Origin of the sequence: Viridibacillus arenosi (assembly GCF_001955655.1) — a bacterium.
GTDB lineage: Bacteria > Bacillota > Bacilli > Bacillales_A > Planococcaceae > Viridibacillus > Viridibacillus arenosi.
This window is the reverse complement of sequence record NZ_MSPW01000005.1, coordinates 157770-176653: the sequence shown is the minus strand read 5'-3', so window position 1 is coordinate 176653 and position 18884 is coordinate 157770. Positions and strand designations below refer to the sequence as shown.

The 18884-nt window shown below is 36.9% G+C and carries 23 protein-coding genes and 2 riboswitches; of the genes, 9 read left to right on the top strand and 14 right to left on the bottom strand.

From position 1 onward, the window contains the following. Nucleotides 1–32: 32 nt before the first annotated feature. Nucleotides 33–917: a DMT family transporter gene (locus BK137_RS11710; protein ID WP_038186402.1), complete on the top strand. Its 885-nt coding sequence runs from the start codon at nucleotides 33–35 to the stop codon at nucleotides 915–917. Between the two features lie 41 nt (nucleotides 918–958). Here the strand turns inward: BK137_RS11710 and BK137_RS11705 are convergent, their stop codons facing one another. Continuing rightward, nucleotides 959–1396, bottom strand: a complete 438-nt coding sequence (locus tag BK137_RS11705) for a GNAT family N-acetyltransferase (protein WP_038186400.1) — start codon at nucleotides 1394–1396, stop codon at nucleotides 959–961. Between the two features lie 23 nt (nucleotides 1397–1419). Further along, a complete protein-coding gene (locus BK137_RS11700; RefSeq protein WP_038186398.1) occupies nucleotides 1420–2037 on the bottom strand; it encodes a TetR/AcrR family transcriptional regulator in 618 nt (205 codons plus the stop codon). Between the two features lie 180 nt (nucleotides 2038–2217). Here BK137_RS11700 and BK137_RS11695 point away from each other — a divergent pair, with 180 nt between their 5' ends. After that, complete coding sequence (locus BK137_RS11695) at nucleotides 2218–2976, top strand: SDR family oxidoreductase (protein ID WP_038186396.1); 759 nt, start codon at nucleotides 2218–2220, stop codon at nucleotides 2974–2976. A gap of 45 nt (nucleotides 2977–3021) precedes the next feature. Here the strand turns inward: BK137_RS11695 and BK137_RS11690 are convergent, their stop codons facing one another. From BK137_RS11690 to BK137_RS11670, 5 genes are all read right to left on the bottom strand, one after another. Next, on the bottom strand, nucleotides 3022–3525 hold the full coding sequence (locus BK137_RS11690; protein WP_038186394.1) for a GNAT family N-acetyltransferase: 504 nt from the start codon (nucleotides 3523–3525) through the stop codon (nucleotides 3022–3024). Between the two features lie 87 nt (nucleotides 3526–3612). Then, complete coding sequence (locus BK137_RS11685) at nucleotides 3613–3927, bottom strand: DMT family transporter (RefSeq protein ID WP_038186392.1); 315 nt, start codon at nucleotides 3925–3927, stop codon at nucleotides 3613–3615. Further along, nucleotides 3927–4262, bottom strand: a complete 336-nt coding sequence (locus BK137_RS11680; protein ID WP_038186390.1) for a DMT family transporter — start codon at nucleotides 4260–4262, stop codon at nucleotides 3927–3929. The genes BK137_RS11685 and BK137_RS11680 overlap by 1 nt, the downstream gene beginning before the upstream one ends. Nucleotides 4263–4319: 57 nt before the next feature. After that, a riboswitch (guanidine-I (ykkC/yxkD leader) is annotated at nucleotides 4320–4419 on the bottom strand. Nucleotides 4420–4473: 54 nt separating this feature from the next. Beyond that, nucleotides 4474–4821: a GIY-YIG nuclease family protein gene (locus BK137_RS11675; RefSeq protein ID WP_038186388.1), complete on the bottom strand. Its 348-nt coding sequence runs from the start codon at nucleotides 4819–4821 to the stop codon at nucleotides 4474–4476. A 19-nt stretch (nucleotides 4822–4840) separates the two neighbouring features. Next, a complete protein-coding gene (locus BK137_RS11670) occupies nucleotides 4841–5596 on the bottom strand; it encodes a DUF2087 domain-containing protein (protein ID WP_038186386.1) in 756 nt (251 codons plus the stop codon). A 144-nt stretch (nucleotides 5597–5740) separates the two neighbouring features. Here BK137_RS11670 and BK137_RS22290 point away from each other — a divergent pair, with 144 nt between their 5' ends. Next, nucleotides 5741–5911 carry a hypothetical protein gene (locus BK137_RS22290; RefSeq protein WP_155981194.1) on the top strand — a complete coding sequence of 57 codons (171 nt, stop codon included), beginning with the start codon at nucleotides 5741–5743 and terminating at the stop codon, nucleotides 5909–5911. A 297-nt stretch (nucleotides 5912–6208) separates the two neighbouring features. Here BK137_RS22290 and asnB read toward each other — a convergent pair whose 3' ends face one another. Next, entirely contained in the window at nucleotides 6209–8044 is a 1836-nt protein-coding gene (asnB, locus tag BK137_RS11665) for an asparagine synthase (glutamine-hydrolyzing) (RefSeq protein ID WP_038186384.1), read from the bottom strand. Nucleotides 8045–8110: 66 nt separating this feature from the next. Next, nucleotides 8111–8455, bottom strand: a complete 345-nt coding sequence (locus tag BK137_RS11660; protein ID WP_038186382.1) for a winged helix-turn-helix transcriptional regulator — start codon at nucleotides 8453–8455, stop codon at nucleotides 8111–8113. A 124-nt stretch (nucleotides 8456–8579) separates the two neighbouring features. Here BK137_RS11660 and BK137_RS11655 point away from each other — a divergent pair, with 124 nt between their 5' ends. Then, nucleotides 8580–9182: a nitroreductase family protein gene (locus BK137_RS11655; protein ID WP_038186380.1), complete on the top strand. Its 603-nt coding sequence runs from the start codon at nucleotides 8580–8582 to the stop codon at nucleotides 9180–9182. 178 nt (nucleotides 9183–9360) lie between these two features. Next, nucleotides 9361–10287, top strand: coding sequence for a 1,4-dihydroxy-2-naphthoate polyprenyltransferase (locus tag BK137_RS11650; protein WP_038186378.1), 927 nt, complete (start codon nucleotides 9361–9363; stop codon nucleotides 10285–10287). A gap of 55 nt (nucleotides 10288–10342) precedes the next feature. Here BK137_RS11650 and thiW read toward each other — a convergent pair whose 3' ends face one another. From thiW to tenA, 5 genes are read right to left on the bottom strand one after another with little or no spacing between them, the layout of a single operon-like run. Then, entirely contained in the window at nucleotides 10343–10834 is a 492-nt protein-coding gene (thiW, locus tag BK137_RS11645; protein WP_038186376.1) for an energy coupling factor transporter S component ThiW, read from the bottom strand. Then, nucleotides 10831–11484: a thiamine phosphate synthase gene (gene thiE, locus BK137_RS11640; protein ID WP_038186374.1), complete on the bottom strand. Its 654-nt coding sequence runs from the start codon at nucleotides 11482–11484 to the stop codon at nucleotides 10831–10833. The genes thiW and thiE overlap by 4 nt, the downstream gene beginning before the upstream one ends. Next, a complete protein-coding gene (thiD, locus tag BK137_RS11635; protein ID WP_038186366.1) occupies nucleotides 11477–12310 on the bottom strand; it encodes a bifunctional hydroxymethylpyrimidine kinase/phosphomethylpyrimidine kinase in 834 nt (277 codons plus the stop codon). The genes thiE and thiD overlap by 8 nt, the downstream gene beginning before the upstream one ends. Next, on the bottom strand, nucleotides 12307–13116 hold the full coding sequence (gene thiM, locus BK137_RS11630; protein WP_038186364.1) for a hydroxyethylthiazole kinase: 810 nt from the start codon (nucleotides 13114–13116) through the stop codon (nucleotides 12307–12309). Before thiM ends, thiD begins: the two co-directional genes overlap by 4 nt. Then, complete coding sequence (tenA, locus tag BK137_RS11625) at nucleotides 13116–13805, bottom strand: thiaminase II (protein ID WP_038186362.1); 690 nt, start codon at nucleotides 13803–13805, stop codon at nucleotides 13116–13118. The genes thiM and tenA overlap by 1 nt, the downstream gene beginning before the upstream one ends. 96 nt (nucleotides 13806–13901) lie before the next feature. Further along, a riboswitch (TPP riboswitch) is annotated at nucleotides 13902–14006 on the bottom strand. A 168-nt stretch (nucleotides 14007–14174) separates the two neighbouring features. On the opposite strand from tenA, the gene BK137_RS11620 reads away from it, so the two are divergent. The 4 genes from BK137_RS11620 to BK137_RS11605 all read left to right on the top strand — a co-directional run bounded on the left by BK137_RS11620 (nucleotide 14175) and on the right by BK137_RS11605 (nucleotide 18838). Then, nucleotides 14175–15545 carry an MATE family efflux transporter gene (locus BK137_RS11620; protein ID WP_038186360.1) on the top strand — a complete coding sequence of 457 codons (1371 nt, stop codon included), beginning with the start codon at nucleotides 14175–14177 and terminating at the stop codon, nucleotides 15543–15545. 376 nt (nucleotides 15546–15921) lie between these two features. Next, nucleotides 15922–16779, top strand: a complete 858-nt coding sequence (locus BK137_RS11615) for a putative RNA methyltransferase (RefSeq protein WP_051448744.1) — start codon at nucleotides 15922–15924, stop codon at nucleotides 16777–16779. An 89-nt stretch (nucleotides 16780–16868) separates the two neighbouring features. Next, entirely contained in the window at nucleotides 16869–17363 is a 495-nt protein-coding gene (locus BK137_RS11610; protein WP_038186358.1) for a PH domain-containing protein, read from the top strand. After that, entirely contained in the window at nucleotides 17363–18838 is a 1476-nt protein-coding gene (locus tag BK137_RS11605) for a PH domain-containing protein (protein ID WP_038186356.1), read from the top strand. The genes BK137_RS11610 and BK137_RS11605 overlap by 1 nt, the downstream gene beginning before the upstream one ends. Nucleotides 18839–18884 lie beyond the last annotated feature (46 nt).

Here is an 18884-nt window from a genome sequence, read left to right as displayed (position 1 = left end):
AATATTAAAAATATAGGAAAGGTTGTATTATTATGAATATAGCAGCAATGTTCAAGATGATTATTGCGATGGCGTTATTCGGTTCTATCGGTTTTTTTACAGTGAATACAGGAATTCCAGCAGAGGAGCTAGTATTCGTCCGCTGTATTTGTGCGACATTATTTTTAGGAGGAATATGGTTTTTTACTGGCGGTCATAAAACAGAACAGTGGTCACGTAAGGAAATAATCCAGACACTTATTTGTGGTGTGTTTTTAGTATTAAACTGGGTGTTTTTATTTAAAGCATTTCAAGACATGTCTATTTCAGTAGCTATTACGATTTATAATTTAGCGCCTATTTTTGTGTTGATTATGGGAAGTTTATTTTTAAAGGAAAAAATGACGGTTCAAGCGACCTTAGCCGTTATTGTATGTTTCCTTGGTAGTATTTTTATTATCGGATTAGATCAGTTTACATCTTTTAAAGCATTGTTCACTTCAGGGTTTGTCTGGGCCATGTTGTCTGCAATTTGTTACGCATTAACGATGTTTGTAGGAAAGGGCATAACTCACTTAAGTGCCTATGCAATGACGTTTGTACAGACAGCGGTTGGGATTGTCATTTTATTACCGTTTATGGATTATGGGGTATTTGAAGGACTGACAACTTCAAATTGGATGTACATTTTAGGGACAGGATTAATACATACTGGTTTTGTTTATTATTTATTTTTTGATAGCTTGCGTAAGTTGCCGACGATTGTGGTTTCTGCGTTAGTTTTTGTTGATCCAGTTGTTGCAATTTTATTGGATGTTGCAATTTTAGATTTCCGACCTACTTTGATACAAACTGCTGGAATAGTGCTTATTTTCGCAGGTATTATTTATACGCTAGTTAAGCCTAGTAAGCAAATTTCTGAATTGTCACAAGTATAAAAAGAGCTGTCCCAGGTTACATGGGACAGCTCTTTATAGTCTTAAACTTCTTTTATCATTAATACATGTTCAATACCTGCATCTAGGAAAATATCAGATGCCACGTGATAGCCTAGTTTTTCATAGAAACCTTGTGCTTGAACTTGGCCATCCAATTTTACTTTTGAAGCACCTAATTCTTTTGAAGCAATATCCTCTAAAGCTTGAATAATAACTCGGCCTAATCCAAGTTTACGGCATTCTTCAAGAATAGCGACACGTTGTATTTTGCCAACACCTTCAACTAAGCGGATGCGGCCAGTGCCGACTGCTTGATTTTCATCATTTGTAACAAGAATATGGTGGCATTCTCCGCCCAGATGATCGAATTGATCGATTTCTTCTTCAGCAGGTACTTTTTGTTCCTCTACAAATACTTTAACTCGAATATCAAATGCTTTTTGTAAGTCTTCTTGAGTTGTGATTTTGTGCGTTTTCATATAATTCAGCTCCTCTATTTTTTCTATTCTGAAAATGGGTTTGTTCTATAAGTTATTTTAACAGGTGCTGTGTTAAGAATCTCTATTAATTGTTCTGCCATGTATGAGGATGAGTATTGAAACCCCTCTTTCACCCATTCTATCATCATGCCTAAAATAGCATATGAAGTATAACTAGCAAGTAAATTATTATCTATTTTATTGTTAGTGTTAGTGTATATATTCGAAAGATCTTCTAGTGCTAATCTTTTCAACTCAATGCAAATTCTGTTTTGAAAGCCATATAAAACATTTGATTTAACTATAAGCGTGTAGAAACTTGCATGTTTTTCAACATGTTCGAAAATTTTCACAGCAGATGAATTGAGTTCTCTAATTACAAAATTTTTCACTTGTTTATACGGTTCACGATAGGAAATAATTAAATCTGCCACGACATCCTCAATAATCTCATTCAATAGCTCTTCTTTATATTGGTAATGTTTATAGAAGGTACCACGGTTGAGATCTGCAAGTTGTACAATATCAGTTATAGTGATAGCTTTGAAATCCTTATTTTGCATTAAAGAAAGCAAGGCTTCTTTTAACGCTATTTTAGATTTAATAATTCGTTTATCAACTATAGTGTTTTTTGTAGACATAAACGTGCCTCCGCTGTTCAATATTTTGGCTTAATGAACAAATACCTAATCAACTGTTGGTTATTCAACAAAAGTTCTATGATTTGCTGATTGAATGGCGTATCTAAACCACATTATACTATAAATGGATGAGGTGTATTAAACATCTGTTGATTACTATAACAGTAGGGGGAAGTCTATATGAAACTTCAAGGACAGGTTGCAGTTGTAACAGGAGCTGCTTCAGGGATGGGTAAAGCAATTGCGGCTTTATATGCACAAGAGGGAGCAAAGGTAATCGTATCAGATATTAATGCAGAAGCTGCGGATGTAACGGTAGCGGAAATTAAAGCTAATGGTGGAGAAGCTACAGTAGTAGTGGCAAACGTTGCTAAAGAAGAAGATATTCAGAACTTAATTGATACAACAGTGAATCTTTATGGAACAGTTGATATTCTAGTAAATAATGCGGGAATTATGGACAATTTCGAAGCAGCAGCTGATATTGAAGATAATCAATGGGAAAGAATTTTTGCTATTAATACAACTAGTGTAATGCGTGCGACACGTAAAGTACTACCTATTTTCTTAAAAAAGAAAAAGGGAACAATCGTGAATGTCGCATCAGCAGGTGGCTTAAACGGAACTCGTGCAGGAGCAGCTTATACAGCTTCCAAACATGCAGTTGTCGGTTTCACGAAAAATACGGCGTTCATGTATGCAAATGATGGAATTCGCTGTAATGCAATTGCACCAGGAGCAGTAGAAACAAATATTAATAGTTCAATGACGAATATTAATGAATTTGGTGTTGGACGTGCAATGTCAGGATTAAATATTAACCCTCGAGTTGGTCAACCGGATGAAATTGCAAAAGTAGCATTATTCTTAGGATCTGATGACTCTAGCTTTGTTAATGGAACAGTAATTGTTGCAGATGCAGGTTGGACAGCTTACTAATATATAAAAATAAGACACCGTTTCATGATAGAAACGGTGTCTTATTTATTCTTGACCCACAATGGTACTTCTTCTATCAAGTAAGGTAACGTCTCTCCACACACCATTTAACTGACCAAAGCGTACGCGTATGCCAACCTCCTTGAAGCCGAATTTCCGATGTAGATGTATGCTCGAGGCATTTTCAGAGAAAATTTGTGACTGGATTGTCCAAATACCGCACTTTTCACTTTCTTCGATGCATTTTTTTAATAACTTAGTACCAACGCCCAATCCTTGAGCACGCTTACTAATATATATGCTATCCTCTGTCACACCCTTGTGGAATATATTATTGGAAAAGGGGCTAAGTGCAATCCATCCAACGATTTCTCCATCCACACGTGCGACAAAACGACATTCTTCTAAATGTCCAGCGTCCCATTGCTCCCATGTAGGTGGAGTGGTGCGAAATGTTGCATTACCGCCTTCAATCCCTTCGATAAAAATAGCTCTAACTTGGTCCCAATCAGTGGGCATCATTGTTTCAATCTTGACTTGTTCTGCCATATGGTTGCCTCATTTATAATAGATTTCAATGCTTGGAAATATTATATTCTATAAAGCATAGAAATAGTTTAATTATCTGAAAATATATTAAGATACGAGTTTTAGTCCGACTGCTGCACTTAGCACCATTGTAATAAAAACAATACGTTTCCAGTCTTTTGATTCACCAAAAAAGAAAATGCCAATTAATGCTCCACCAGATGCACCGATTCCTGTCCAAATAGCATAAGCAGTACCCATAGGAATTGTGTTCATAGCATAAGAGAGACAAGAAAAACTAATTGTAAATCCAGCGATTAGGCTTATCATAATAGTTGCTTTCTTTTCATACTGCCATTTGTTCATCATAGCTACTCCGAAAACCTCACAAAATCCTGCTACAATTAACGCGATCCAAGCCATTATTCTGCACCCTCCTTTTTATCATCTGTGACAATCTTCAAGCCCATTACACCGACAAGCAATAAAATAATGAGTAAAATTTTTGAGATTTTAAATGGCTCATCGAAAAACAAAATGCCTGTAATGACAGTACCAGCAGTACCAAGTCCTACAAAAACGGCATATACCGTGCCAACAGGAAGATAACGTCCTGCTACGAGTAATAAATAAAAGGTAAAGACGATAGCAAACGCAGTACCTCCCCAAGTCCAAACGTCATATGAGTGTTTTAATCCGACAACCCATAACACTTCAAAAACAGATGCAACAATTACAATTAACCAATGTTTGTTCATCTCATTCATCCTTTCTAATTTCCGATAAAAAAGCCCAGGAGACACTGAATAACAGTAGTCTCCCAGGCTTTTATCCTTCCGTGGCATAGCAATATAGCTATGAGATTTCTCTCGGACCAGGCTAGCAACATGCTACGGAACCCTAGAAATCATTGTTGTATCAAGTTAATTAAATTGTAATAAAAAGGAGAGGAAAGTTCAAGTGAGAAGGTTATTTATCGAGATAACCGCGTTCGCCAAATGGCTCTAATTTAGCAATCCATTGCTCTTCAAGTTTTGCTAATTCTCTCTTCGCATCGAAGAATCCTTCTTCTTTTTTCTTCAACACTTCAAGAATTTCAATTTCAAATGCAGATTCACCGAATTTGTTCCAATCTTCTTGTAGTGCTTTATTTGTATGATTACTCATTTTCAGCATGAATTGTACACCATTTAATCTCTTTAAATTATTTGTACTGCCGATATAGATTTTATTATTTGTAGTGTTAGTAATTTTATAAACACCTGATTGGATAGGGGTTTCTTTATAAATTTGTTTGAGTTCTTTTTGACGATCCATTATGAGCTACCTACTTTCTTTATTTTTTAATCCAATATGCACTGCCATCTGCTTTACGATCTAAAAAGCCGTATTCTATTAAATAACGACGAATCATAGCATAGTCATCATGAATTGGCATAAGAATAGAATTAATTTCTTTTTCTGTATAAGTACTTTCGCTATCAAAGCGGTTTGTAATTTCGCGTAGGATAATAAGTTTTTGTTTTTCCTTTTTCGGAAAGCGTAACAAAGGTCCATTTGTACCTTCAGGGAAAAGTTTATTTAGAACTTCATCCTGTTCTTTATTGGTGATATTATAACGGTCATCAACCATCGTAGCGGTTTTGTGTACAGGTACGAATGTAGGTGCATTCATATCTTTTTCTTTTAATAGCTCCATCATGACTAAAAACGTTTTCGCTTGGCGTTCCTTTTCCTTTAAGGCAAATCGATGATGACGGATCGTAGAGGTACTACCGATTTCCAATTCTTGCTGTACTTCAGCATCTGTCATTCCTGCATAAAATAGACGTAATAAATTGTTCTGATGCTCAGTAAGCCCTGTCATCTTTTTGTTAAGTCCGATTAAATATGCAAAAACAGATTGATGAGTTTCTTTAATGTGCATTTGCATATATTTCTCTGCTTCATACAGTACGTCATTTTGAGGATAAATAATGCCTTTTTCTATTTTTTCACCACAAAGGAGGCAAGTGTAACAATGTGCATCTTCAGAATAGCCTTTTTTTAGTTGATCAATTGATGCATTCCAAAATAGTTCTGAGTTCTCCATATATAAACACCTTCGATTCCGATATTATTTCCAAACTTTAATATAAAACGTTTGTTTATTTATAAACATAATACATTTTGGTTTGTTTTTTGTCAATGATTAACAGTCTTATTATAATGAAGAGAATAGATTGGGGTTTTTGTAATGCGACGATTTAAAATGGAATTGGAGAAGTTATGGGAAGGGGAAATGTTTTTTCAGCGATGCTGGCAGTTGGCTAACGAAGTATGTTCTTTTACAGTAGATGTATATACAGATTATGAAGATTTAGAGGAATTAAGGGATGGCGTTTCTGAATTTGAAAAATTTAAGTGAAATGAGTTTGAAATGTTATTTGGTGCCGATACAAAAACATCACTAGATTATTTACGACTATGCTTTTTCAAATTAGATCGTCTGGGGCATATAGGTGTTGAGATTGAATTGAAGTAGACAATAAGGGAAAATTCCGGATAGGACGAGGATCAATTTTCACATCAATGCTGAGTTGCATGAAATGGATATTATTGTAGATGGATTGAGTAGAATTATTCAGGAAGAGATTAACGAGATAAAGTGTATAGCTAAAAAATAGAAGCATGAAAAGAGCACGCAGTATCTGCGTGCTCTTTATTATTCAACAATCTGAATCTGATAATCTTCAAACCAAGTATGAATTTGAGCTAAATAAGCGAGAAGCTGTGGTCCCGCCATTAATTGCCCAAACCAAGGGACTTTGAATGACGTACCCCCAGACTCTATAAGGCTATCTAGACGTTTACGTTCAAAAAATTCATGGAGGATTGAGTTTTTGTCTTGGAGAATTTCTTTAAGCCATTGTTGAATACCAGCTGTATAAGCAGGGTGATATGTTTTTGGATATGGATTCTTTTGTCGATAGAGCACTTCTTTTGGCAAAAGCTCTTCCATTGCCTTTCGCAAAAGGCCTTTTTCCATATTACCTACTGATTTCATTTCCCAGGGAATATTCCACATATATTCTACGAGGCGATGGTCTGCAAAAGGAACCCGAACTTCAAGACCTGCCCCCATACTCATACGGTCCTTGCGCTCTAATAATGTCGTCATAAACCAAATCATGTTGAGATAGAACAATTCTCGTCGTTTTGCGTCTTCTGGTGATTCTCCGTCAAGTCGAGGCGTTTCGGCAATGGATTCTTCGTAGGCATTTTGCATATAGTCTGGGATATTGAGTTTTTGCTGCCATTCTGTGCGTAGAACAGATTCGCGTTCACCAATTGATCGAATCCATGGGAAGCTGGAGAAAGACTGTTTAAACCAAGGATAGCCTCCGAATATTTCATCGGCACATTCACCTGACAAACCAACAGTGAAGTCTTTTTTAACTACTTTTGCAAACCATAATAGTGATGAATCTACATCAGCCATACCTGGGACATCGCGTACATGTACTGCTTCTTTCAAATAATCAATTAGCTCCTGTTGTGTAATTATTTCTGAATGATGTACGGTTTTAAACGTTTCAGTCATTTTTTGAATCCAGAAAGCATCTGTGGAAACTTGAAAATCATTCGATTCAAAAAACTTAGCATTATCTTCGTAATCGATGGAATAGGTGTGAAGAGCTTCTCTACCATCTTTTTTATATTTATTTGCTGCTATTGCTGTAATAATACTGGAATCTAATCCTCCTGATAAGAAAGTACAAAGGGGTACATCGGAAACGAGTTGTCGCTCCACTGCATCTGTCACAAGGTCACGTACATTGGTCACTGTTTGTTCAAAGGAATCTGTATGCTCTGAGCTTTTAACATTCCAGTATCGCCAAATACGAAGGCCGTTTTTGGTAAATGTAAGTGCGTGAGCAGGGCGTAATTCATGTATATTGTTGAATACTCCTTTACCAGGAGTACGAGAAGGCCCAAGACTAAAAACATCAGCGAGTCCTTCGTGTTTAATGATTGGTTGAATATCTGGGTGTGCAAGTAGAGCTTTTACTTCAGATCCAAATAATAAGCCACTGTTTTGTTCTGTATAGAAGAGTGGTTTTACGCCAAGCCGATCTCGTGCAATGAAGAGTTTTTCAGAAATATCATCCCAAATAGCAAAGGCGAAAATACCATTTAGATGATCGACACATTGTTCCTGCCATTCAATATAGCTTATAAGTAAAACTTCAGTATCTGAATTAGACGAAAAGTGATAGCCGCGTTTTTGTAGCTCCCGGCGCAACTCATCTGTATTATAGAGTTCCCCATTATAGGCCATTGTGTAGTTAGTACCGCTTTTTGAACGGGTCATTGGTTGCTCGCCACCACTTGGATCGATGACGATGAGTCTTTGATGTCCAAATGCTGCATGTGTTTCAGTCCAAATGTTTTCCGCATCTGGGCCACGTTTTTTTAATGTTTTAGTCATGGTATGTAAAACATTTTGTTGCAACCTTAAGTCCTTTTTGAAATTAACCCATCCTGTGATACCACACATCATTTCACATCCTCTGCTTCTAGTCGTTACCTAGTGTATGCGAACTGGGCGGAGGATGTGCGCATGTTATTGTTCTTTTTCTTTCATATGTTCAATATGTTTGGCGCCCCACTTTTGCATAGTTGTTAAAATAGGTTGTAGTGTCATGCCATATTCGGTGATTTGATATTCTACTTTTGGAGGTACTTGTGGATATACAGTACGTGTTAGGATGTCGTGTTCTTCTAATTCACGTAGATGCATTGTGAGCATTCGTTGAGTGATATCCGGAATGAGTTTTTTTAGTTCATTAAATCTAAGTGCATCTCCATGTAATAAGTGATCTAAAATAATAGGTTTCCATTTGCCAACAATCATGTTTAATGCAACAACCATTTGGCATTGACTCGGATTTTTTTGTCCGTTTAACATGCGTAACCTCCCATTAGTATCTTTTTTTATACTATGTTTAATTAATGTGCCTACTTACAATTCGTAACTAGATACATCATAATTGATTTTAGTTAAGAAATATACATTAATTGGAGGATTTAAAATGACTAAAAAAGATTTTGCAACAGCTGTAGAGGAACGTCGTAGCATATATGTAATTAATAATGAAGCCATCGTATCTGATGAACGTATACAGGAAATCGTTGAACATGCAGTAAAACATACACCGTCTTCTTTTAACTCTCAAACAGCACGTGCAGTTGTTTTGTTAGGTGAGCAACATTCAAAATTATGGAGCATTACAACTGAAACTTTACGCCAAGTTGTACCAGCTAATGATTTCGCGCCGACTGAAGAAAAAATGAATATGTTCGGTGCAGGCTATGGTACAGTGCTATTTTTTGAAGACCAATCAATTGTAAAGGGCTTGCAAGAGAAATTCCCTTCATATGCGGATAACTTTCCAATTTGGTCTTTACAATCGTCAGGTATGGTGCAATATGTAGTATGGACTGCACTTGAACAAGAAGGTTTTGGTGCCTCATTACAGCATTACAACCCATTAATTGATGATGAAGTGAAAAGCGAGTGGAATATTCCTTTAGACTGGAAGTTACTAGCTGAAATGCCTTTTGGTAAACCGGTTGTTGCAGCTGGAGAAAAACAATTTTCTCCTGTTGAAGACCGAGTGAAAGTCTTTAAATAAGTTATGGATTTTAAAGCTACTCTTAAGTATGACTTAGGAGCAGCTTTTTTTGTCGTTTATGCGAATCAAGTAATCTATAAGGTTTCTACTCATTTGATTAGAAATTTCTCCTTTGGCGCGATATCTGAAAATCAGTTAATATAGAGTAGTTGTAGTTTAATATGAAAGGAAGTCGATTATGAGTCAAAATCGTAATCAAAATATAGAAGAGATTAGTACAGCGAAGTTGATGTGGCAACTTACTCGTCCACATACATTAACGGCGACATTCGTACCAGTCATTCTTGGGACAGTACTTGCTGTGTTTGATGTAAGAATAGACTTGCGATTATTTGTAGCAATGCTTGTGTGCTGTTTAGCACTACAAATTGCAACAAATTTATTCAATGAATACTATGATTTCAAACGTGGATTAGATACAGCTGATTCTGTAGGGATTGGTGGTGCACTTGTACGTCATGGTACTAAACCTTCTACAGTACTAGCTTTTGCACTATCGTTATATGGAGTTGCTGTTGTACTTGGTATTTTTATTTGTATGAATAGTAGTTGGTGGCTTGTTGCAATAGGTGCGGTAGGAATGGCAATCGGTTATTTATATACCGGTGGACCTTACCCGATTGCATATACACCGTTTGGGGAGTTGTTTGCAGGTCTTAGTATGGGAATTGGATTTGTATTAATTTCATACTTTATACAAGCTGGAACGGTTAGTATGACAAGTCTTTTGGTGTCAATTCCACTTGGGATATTAGTTGGAGGCATTAATATGTCGAACAACATCCGTGACATTAAGGAAGATACAATTGGAGGACGTAAAACATTAGCAATCCTTTTAGGTCGTGAAAAGGCTGTGAATTTACTAGCGCTTTCATTTATCGTGTCATATCTATGGATAATTGTACTTGTTATTATTGGGACGGTTAGTCCATGGTTACTTGTTGTATTAATAAGTATTCCGAAACCAATACAGGCAATTAAGGCCTTTAAAGAAGGCGTAAATGATCCAGCTAAACAGGGGATTGCAATGAAATCCACTGCACTGACGAATACATTCTTTGGATTTTTATTGTCGGTAGGACTAGTTTTAAGTTACTTATCCTAAATTAAAAACTGTCTAACAATCAAATGAGATTGTGGACAGTTTTTTTGTGGCATATTTAGTGCTTTTGTAGTTGATGAGCAAATTTTGTTTCTTTTAGGCGAACCGAGATAATGCAACCAAGCAAAGCACCGCTAACACTTGATACAAGGAAAACGGGCATAAAGAATAGAGCAGTAACTGAAGTGCCCATTAAAATTTTGGCATATGGTACTGCAACAAATGAAGCGAGTATGCCAGTACCAATAGCTTCTCCTACAGCTGCTAGCCATACTTTACCGTAATGTTTGTAGAGCACACCTGCTAAAAAAGCTCCAATCATACTACCGGGAAAGGCGAGTAAGGAACCAGTGCCGGTTATTACTCGGACAAGCCCAGTAAGAAATGCAATAAGAACAGCTGGGCCAGGTCCTAGCATTACAGCAGCTAGAACATTTACAGCATGTTGAACAGGATATGCACGTGCAATACCTGCTGGAAATGATACAAAAACAGATCCGGCAACGGCAATAGCGACAAACATGGCTATAGTCGTTTTGCGTGAAGTCATGAAATTTTCGCCACCTGTTGTAAGACATGAAGTAGTTGTCGTGTGGCTACAAATGGTTCTTCATGTGTTGCGATAGCAGAGATGAGTGAAACGCCATCTGCTCCTGCTCTGATAACAGTTTGACAATTATCTATTGTTATACCACCAATACCAACAATAGGTAGAGAGGGATAAGTAGCAGCTGTTTGTTCAATTAATATTGTACCAGCAGGGGAATTAGCGTCTGACTTAGAGGTAGTAGCGTAGACTGGACCAATGCCTACGTAATCAGCTCCTGCATTTATTGCAGCGGTTACCTCTGTTAATGAATGAGTAGAGACACCTAGAATTTTATCTAGACCAATCTTTTCTCGGATTGCAATTGCGTTAGCGTCATCTTGGCCGACGTGCACACCATCTGCATCTAGAGCGATTGCTAAATTTACATCGTCATTGATAATGAAAGGTACATTATATTTTTTACACAGGGCTTTGCATGCTTTAGCAAAATTTATTTTATCTTCCCCGGTGAGCGCATTTTCTCCTTTTTCTCTGAATTGAAATAAGGTAATGCCACCACGAAGAGCTTCTTCTAAAACAACGATTGGATCGTGTTCTTCGACATTTTGACTCCCCATAATGAAATATAATTGAAGTTGTTCTCTATTCAATGATCATAACTTCCTTTCGGGCCTTTTCTGAAATTTCACGATAGGCCCAATGATTTGTAGGTCCATGGCCAGCACCCAATTGTAGTCCATTCTTTATAGCGGCTTGGATAAAATATTTCGCATCAATTACGGCATCCGAAGCAGTGAAACCTTGTGCCAAACGAGCTGCAATAGCTGCTGAGAATGTACAGCCTGTACCATGTGTATCTTTCGTGTCGATTCTTTCAGAACGCATAATGAATCGTTCGCCTTTTGCTGATAAAAATAAATCCTCTGCATAATCTTTTGTATCGCGGTGCCCACCTTTTAAGACAACGGCTTTAGCGCCCATTGTAATTAGCCGATTTGCAGCATTCTCTACATCACTATCTGAGTGAATCGTTAAACCTGTGAGTACTTCAGCTTCAGGAATATTAGGTGTAATAATGGTTGCAAGTGGTAGTAGCTCAGTTTTCATAGAGTGTACAGCTTCATTTAATAGAAGTGATGCACCACCTTTTGCAATCATGACTGGATCAATGATGAGCATTGGTAGATCATAACTTTTTAATGTTTCAGCTACTCCGTGGATGATTTCTGCTGAAAAAAGCATGCCTGTTTTAATAGCTCCTACTTGAAAGTCATCAAGGACAGCTTTTATTTGGCTGATAACATTGTTAACTGCTACGGCATAAACGTCGTGAACGCCTAGTGTATTTTGTGAAGTCACTGCTGTGATTGCAGATGTACCAAATGCACCAAGTTCTTGAAATGTTTTTAAATCTGCTTGGATACCAGCCCCACCACCACTATCAGAACCTGCAATTGTCATAGCAACACTTGTCATATTTGAATATCCTCTTTTTCTACGATTTTCATATTGTTACGTAAATTTTCTGAAGTAAGAGAATATAAACTGTTAATCATTTCAACTGCAAAAGTGCCTGGAGCAATGGCTGTTTTTGCAGCTCTTTCTCCAACTTGTTTGTAAAATGATAGAGCATTAGCTGTTGCTTGCAAATGATGGCCATCTGAAACAGCAAGAAATGCACCTGTCACCGCGCTAAGCAAGCACCCGGAGCCTGTAATTAGTGGCATTAAGTCATGCCCACCATCAATTTGAATTGTCGTTTGGCCATCGGTTACGGTATCCTCAAACCCAGTGACTGCAACAATACAGTTAAGCCGTTTAGCAACTTGTTTAGCAGTTAGTTGTACATCTATTTGACCTTCACCAGCATCAGCTCCCCTTGATTGCCATTCGATATTACCGAGTGTAGCAAGTTCACCTACATTACAGCGGATAGCCGTAACTTGAACTTCCTTTAAAATGGTTGTCACGGATTTCTTACGAAACACACTAGCACCTACGCCAACTGGGTCAAGAACAACAGGAATACCTTTTTTATTGGCACTTTTACCTGCCTCAATGATGGATAAAACAGTTCCTTGATCAAGTGTACCGATGTTAAGAACTGTACAGTCTGCAAGAGCAGCCATTTCAGCTACTTCCTCGATTCCCTCCGCCATCATAGGAGAAGCACCTAGTGCGAGGAGACCATTAGCTTGGAAATTGGAAACAACGATATTGGCAATATTATGGACTAGCGGTTTTTCGACACGTAACTTTTCAAGAAAAGGTTGTTGACCCATTATTTAGTCAGCTCCTTTTCGTAATGTCCAATTGTCCATTGTTGTTTCGTCCAAGCCATTTCCCAGAAATGCCATTCATAATAACTACTTTTACGGAAATGTTCTTTTAGTTGTTGAATACGTGCAGGGGGTAAGTCTTTGGCAAGGTCATTCATGCGATTAATTTGTTCTTCTACTAATTCTCCGAACCACTCAGAGCCATATGTTTGAATCCATTTATCATAAATAGGGTGATTAGGTTTTGAATCTTTTAGGCGTTCGCCAATTTCATAGTAAAGCCAGTAGCAAGGAAGTATTGCAGCGAGAGTATCAGCTAAATCACCATTGTTTGTAGCGCGATACATATGAGATACATATTCATATGCTGTCGGTGCGGGCTCAAATGCAGCAAGCTCTTCATCTGTAATTTCTAACATAGTAAAAAATTGCTCATGAAGTGACAATTCAGCAATACATGTTGATTCAGCATGTTTGGCAAAACGTTGTGTAGTATGTAAATCATTTGCCTTTACTGCTCCTAGTGCTTGCACCTTTGCAAAGTGGGTTAAATAATAAGCATCTTGTTGTACGTAATATTGGAAAATGTCGAGTGGTAAAGTACCTGCTGCTAATGATTTTACAAACGGATGTTGAAAGCTACCTTCCCATAAATCATTACACTCTTGTCTTACTTCTTCACAAAATGTCATCTTTATGCACCCCAAATTCATTTGTTTTTGAAAACAAAAAGCCGCCCCTGATCTGTGTCAGTAGGCGGCGAGCAATCATTTTCAATAAAACAAAATAGACTGATAGCGCCACTTCCCTCCGCTGGTATGAGCCAGATCAGGTTCCAAGGGTCCGCAACACTCTGCGTCTCAGCCAATTATATGACTCCCCTAGTGGTTAAAAAGCGATTTAGTTTTCAACATCAATATAACATAAATAATGGAATTAGCAAGGTGTAATTAAGCAAAGTAAATAGATTGTAATAAATGGCATTAAGCCATAGATATGAGCTGATTTCTATGTTAAGATACAAATTATCTGAATTTTATAGTGGGAAGCAAGGTGTTTAGATGGGCACAACGGCAACAGTGAAAGGGCCTGAAGTGAAATTAAATTTATTTCATTTAACTTGGCCGATTTTTTTAGAAGTATTTTTATTTATGTTGATGGGGCTTGCTGATACATTTATGCTGAGCGCATTGTCTGATGATGCAGTATCAGGAGTAGGAGCAGCCAATCAATATATTCATATAGCAATTTTAGTTTTAGAAGTAATAGGAAACGGGGCATCGATTGTTGTTGCTCAATATTTAGGGTCTAAGCGTTATTTGGAAGCAGCCAAAATTTCAGCACTAGCCGTTTCCTTGAATTTAGTTATTGGTTTAATAATGAGCGTCGCTTTCGTGATTTTCTCGAAAAATATTATGATTGCAATGAATTTACAAGGTGATGTGCTTGAGTATGCTAGTAAATATTTATTCATTGTTGGGGGAGCTATTTTCCTACAAGCAATCATCAACTCGTTAGCAGCGATCATTCGTGTGCATGGTTGGACGAAACAGACTATGTATGTATCACTTGGAATGAATATTTTTCATGTAATAGGGAACTATGTTTTGATCTTCGGTAAATTTGGCTTCCCTGAACTAGGGGTGCAAGGTGCGGCAATTTCATCAGTCGTCAGTCGTGTTTTGGCTCTACTAGTATTCTTCTGGCTATTGTACCAAGCACTAGAGGTACGTATTAAATTTCAATACTACGTGTCATTATCAAAAGAATATATCGGTAAGATTTTGCAAATTGGACTTCCATCTGCATTTGAGCAAGTGATGTACCAAGGTTGTCAAATTGTCTTTTTATACTACGTGACGTATTTAGGTGCAGAATCACTAGCAGCTCGGCAATACGCTTATAATATTTCAATGTTCACCTATTTATTTGCCATAGCGATTGGAACAGGAACTGCGATTATGGTTGGTCGATACGTTGGTGCCAATGAAAAGGATGTAGCGTATAAACAATTGTGGGTTAGTCTGAAATGGGCGATTATATTTACTTTAGTGATGGTCACAGTGGTGGTTATTTTCCGCTATCCACTAATGCGTCTCTTTACTGATAATCCAGAAGTTATAAAAATTGGTGCGGCAGTGTTAGTGTGTAGTATTTTATTAGAAACAGGACGTACATTTAATATTACGATTATCAATTCATTGCGTGCTTCAGGTGATGCTAAATATCCATTAGTCATCGGATTTTTCTCAATGGTTTGCATGAGCTTACCACTTGGTTATTTACTTGTATTCCAATTAGATATGGGTTTAATAGGTGTATGGTTGGCAATTGCGGCGGATGAATGGTTCCGAGCTATTCTCGTTTTCTTTAGATGGAAAAGTCGTCGCTGGGAAAGATATGCTCTCGTTGCGCCTGATAAAACGAAATAATGGCATTAGAAGTGATTTTTTTAGCGATAAATTAGTAGTCACAGAAATAGGTAGCGTTATAACACATGCTAGTGTAAAGGACTCTAAACAATAAACTATTGCTATTATCGTGTTTGGTGAACTCACGTTTGAAGCGTTATTTTAAACTTAATAGATAGAGTAAATCGCTGATGACTTGGAGTTATCAGCGTTTTTTAATTGTAGGAGGTTATTCATTGTTATAAAGAATTACTGTTATCTAGATATTTACCTATGATAATTTGGAGAACAATCGACATGATCAAGCCTATGTACACCCCTTCTAATTTTATCCTTAGCCAAGCAACACTTTGTTTTGTATACTTGGTAAAGAAGATTAATGAACGAGGTGTTTGGCATGGCATTGCCGAGAAAAGTAGCGAGTGCTAATTATATGAGTGAGAATCGAGCCCTGTTCGCTTGTCCAGTTTGTGGGGATGAGATGACGGTGACCGAGGATTGTAGTGTTGCTTGTGATAATCGACATTCTTTTGATATTGCAAAGCAAGGCTATGTAAATTTCATGACGCATGCTGCGACTTCAATGTATGGCAAAGATTTATTTGAAGCGCGTAAGCTGGTTATTGAAAGTGGATTATATGCACCGATGCATACAGCTATTTGTGATTTACTAAAGCAGATGAATACTAATGTTGCTGTACTCGATACGGGTTGCGGGGAAGGGTCACATTTAGCAAGTATTAAAAATAAATTCCAAGAGCAATCTGATACCAGTTTTGTTGGAGTAGGTATTGATATCGCAAAAGAAGGAATTATTGCAGCAGGGCGGCATTATACTGACATGATTTGGTGTGTCGGTGACCTAGCAAAAAGTCCATATCAACAAGAAAGCTTTAATGCGATATTGAATATTTTATCACCTGCCAATTACACGGAGTTTAAGCGACTTTTGAAGCCGAATGGGTTGGTTATTAAAGTCGTACCACAAAGTGGATATTTACAGGAATTACGTGCTTTATTCTTTGCGGAATCTGAAAAGGAATCTTATTCAAATGAGCTTATTGTCGAACGGTTCAAGGAGAATTTTCTTGAGGTTGAAGTAAAGCGTATTACACAAACAATAGAAATAAATAAAGAATTGGTGCCATTATTAATGCATATGACACCAATGGGGTGGCATCAAAAAAGTGATGTAGCTGCTACAAACTTAACCGAAATTACGATTGATTTAGACATATTAATTGGGAAAATGTAAAATCGTCCTCCGCTGTTTTTTAGCGGGGGATATTTTATTTAGAAACTTTTTCCTTATATAAGACGTAATAGTAAAGAAGGAGTGGTTGGATGTATTTAAAGATTGAAGCGCCACAGCGATGTATTTCTAGAGAAGCTGTAAAGGTTTGGCGTATGACTGAAACATTAACAAATGCAGGAATTATTGCTGTACTTGGAGTCCTCTACTATTTACATATTCACTTTGAGTGGAAAGAATGGATTGGTTGGATTGTCTTAGGTTTGATAGTATTAACTGTCTTTACTGCAATTTGGGAAATCTTGTTTAAACCAACTTTTATGCAAAAGTATTGGCGTTATGATGTAAATGAGGAATTTATTCAATTAAAGTACGGGGCTTTTAAAGAAGTTAATGAATTAGTTCCAATGACAAAGGTACAGTCTGTAGAGTTAATTCAAGGGCCATTAATGCGCAAATACGATTTGTTTTCAATTCAGATTGGTACTATGGGAACAGAACATGTAATCCCTGCCATTTCTGAGAAAGAGGCATTTGAATTGCGTGATCAAATTGCGCATTATGCAAAAATTAAGGAAGTGGAATGATGACGCAACCATTGAAAAGATTACATTCGCTTGTACTAATATTCGATCTGTATAAACTAATTAAAAGTAATATAATCTTTTTTATATTTCTTTTTTTATTAAATATGGGTTCTGAAAAATGGTGGATTCAAACAGCGAAATGGATATTCTTGACCTATGTTGTAATCATGCTTTTTTTAAGTATTGGTAAATGGATAACATATAGATATGTGATAAAGAATGATGCTTTCTATATTAAGTCGGGAATTTTTTCGAAAAGTGAGCGGACTATTCCATTTTTAAAAGTGCAGAATGTCCAACGCCAAACGACTGTTTTTCATAAAATTTTTAAAGTGACGTCATTAACTCTAGAAACAGCAACTGTTGGTGATGAAAGCTCCATTACATTTGACGTAATTTCTAGAATAGAAGCAGAAAGTATAGAGAGCGCAGTTACAGAAACTCGTGAACAGAAGAAAATTATTGGACAATCATCGGATGGATTGCCTGAAGAGCAGGTTGTGGTTTTAGAGCCAGAGAAGAAAGATGAAAAAATGATTCATTTTACACCGACAAAAAAAGATTTGGTGAAGGCGTCTTTTACTTCACTTAGTTTTTTAATTTTAATTCCAATGATTTTTAAACTGGATGATGTTGTTAAACTCGATGTATTTAGAGATGAAGTGACAAATGCTTTGAAATGGGGTTGGGCAATCTTAGCAGCTATTTTAATTGGCGTTCTACTTATTTCCATTGCAATTGGTATGGTTCATACCTTTATTAAGTATGGCAAGTATGAAATTTCATCGGATAATCAGAAGGTTTATATTAAAAAAGGTGTCTTAGATGAATCAATTTTTTCAATACGTAAAGAGAAGATACAGGCTGTTGAGATTTCGCAATCTTTCATGAAGAGAATTCTCGGACTAGCTGAGGTAAAGCTAATTAGTGCTGGAAACACTACAATTGGGGAGGTAGAGTCGAATACGCTTTATCCATTTTTACCAGTGAGAAAGGCATATACATTGATAAGTGAGTTACTTCCAGATTATCAAGTAGTAGAAAGTATGCATGAATTGCCGAAAAAAGCATTTTGGATTCGTATGATTCGTCCAAGCTATATTTGGCTTATTGCAACGGCATTAATTTGGTATTTCAAGCCTTCATTGTGGTGGGTTTCTGTAGTATTACTTCTAATTATATACTCTTCACGAATATTAGATTATAAAAATAGCCGATATTTACTGAATCAGTCATTTATTCAAATGAAAACAGGTGGATTTTCTACCGTATTATTTATTACAAAGCGTAGTCAAGTTATTGAAGTGAAGACAGAACGGTCGAAGTTGCAACGGTACTTCAAGTTAGCTTCAATTAAAACGGTAAACCGAGCAAAACCAGTGCTGCATAAGGAGCTTCTTGATGTGCCTAACGAGGCTGCATCTGAGTTTTACAGCTGGTATGTAGATAGAACTAAAGAAGTCAAAATGCAATAAGTAGTTTTATTGCGCATAGAATGGGAATAATGGAAGCAGAGGTGAA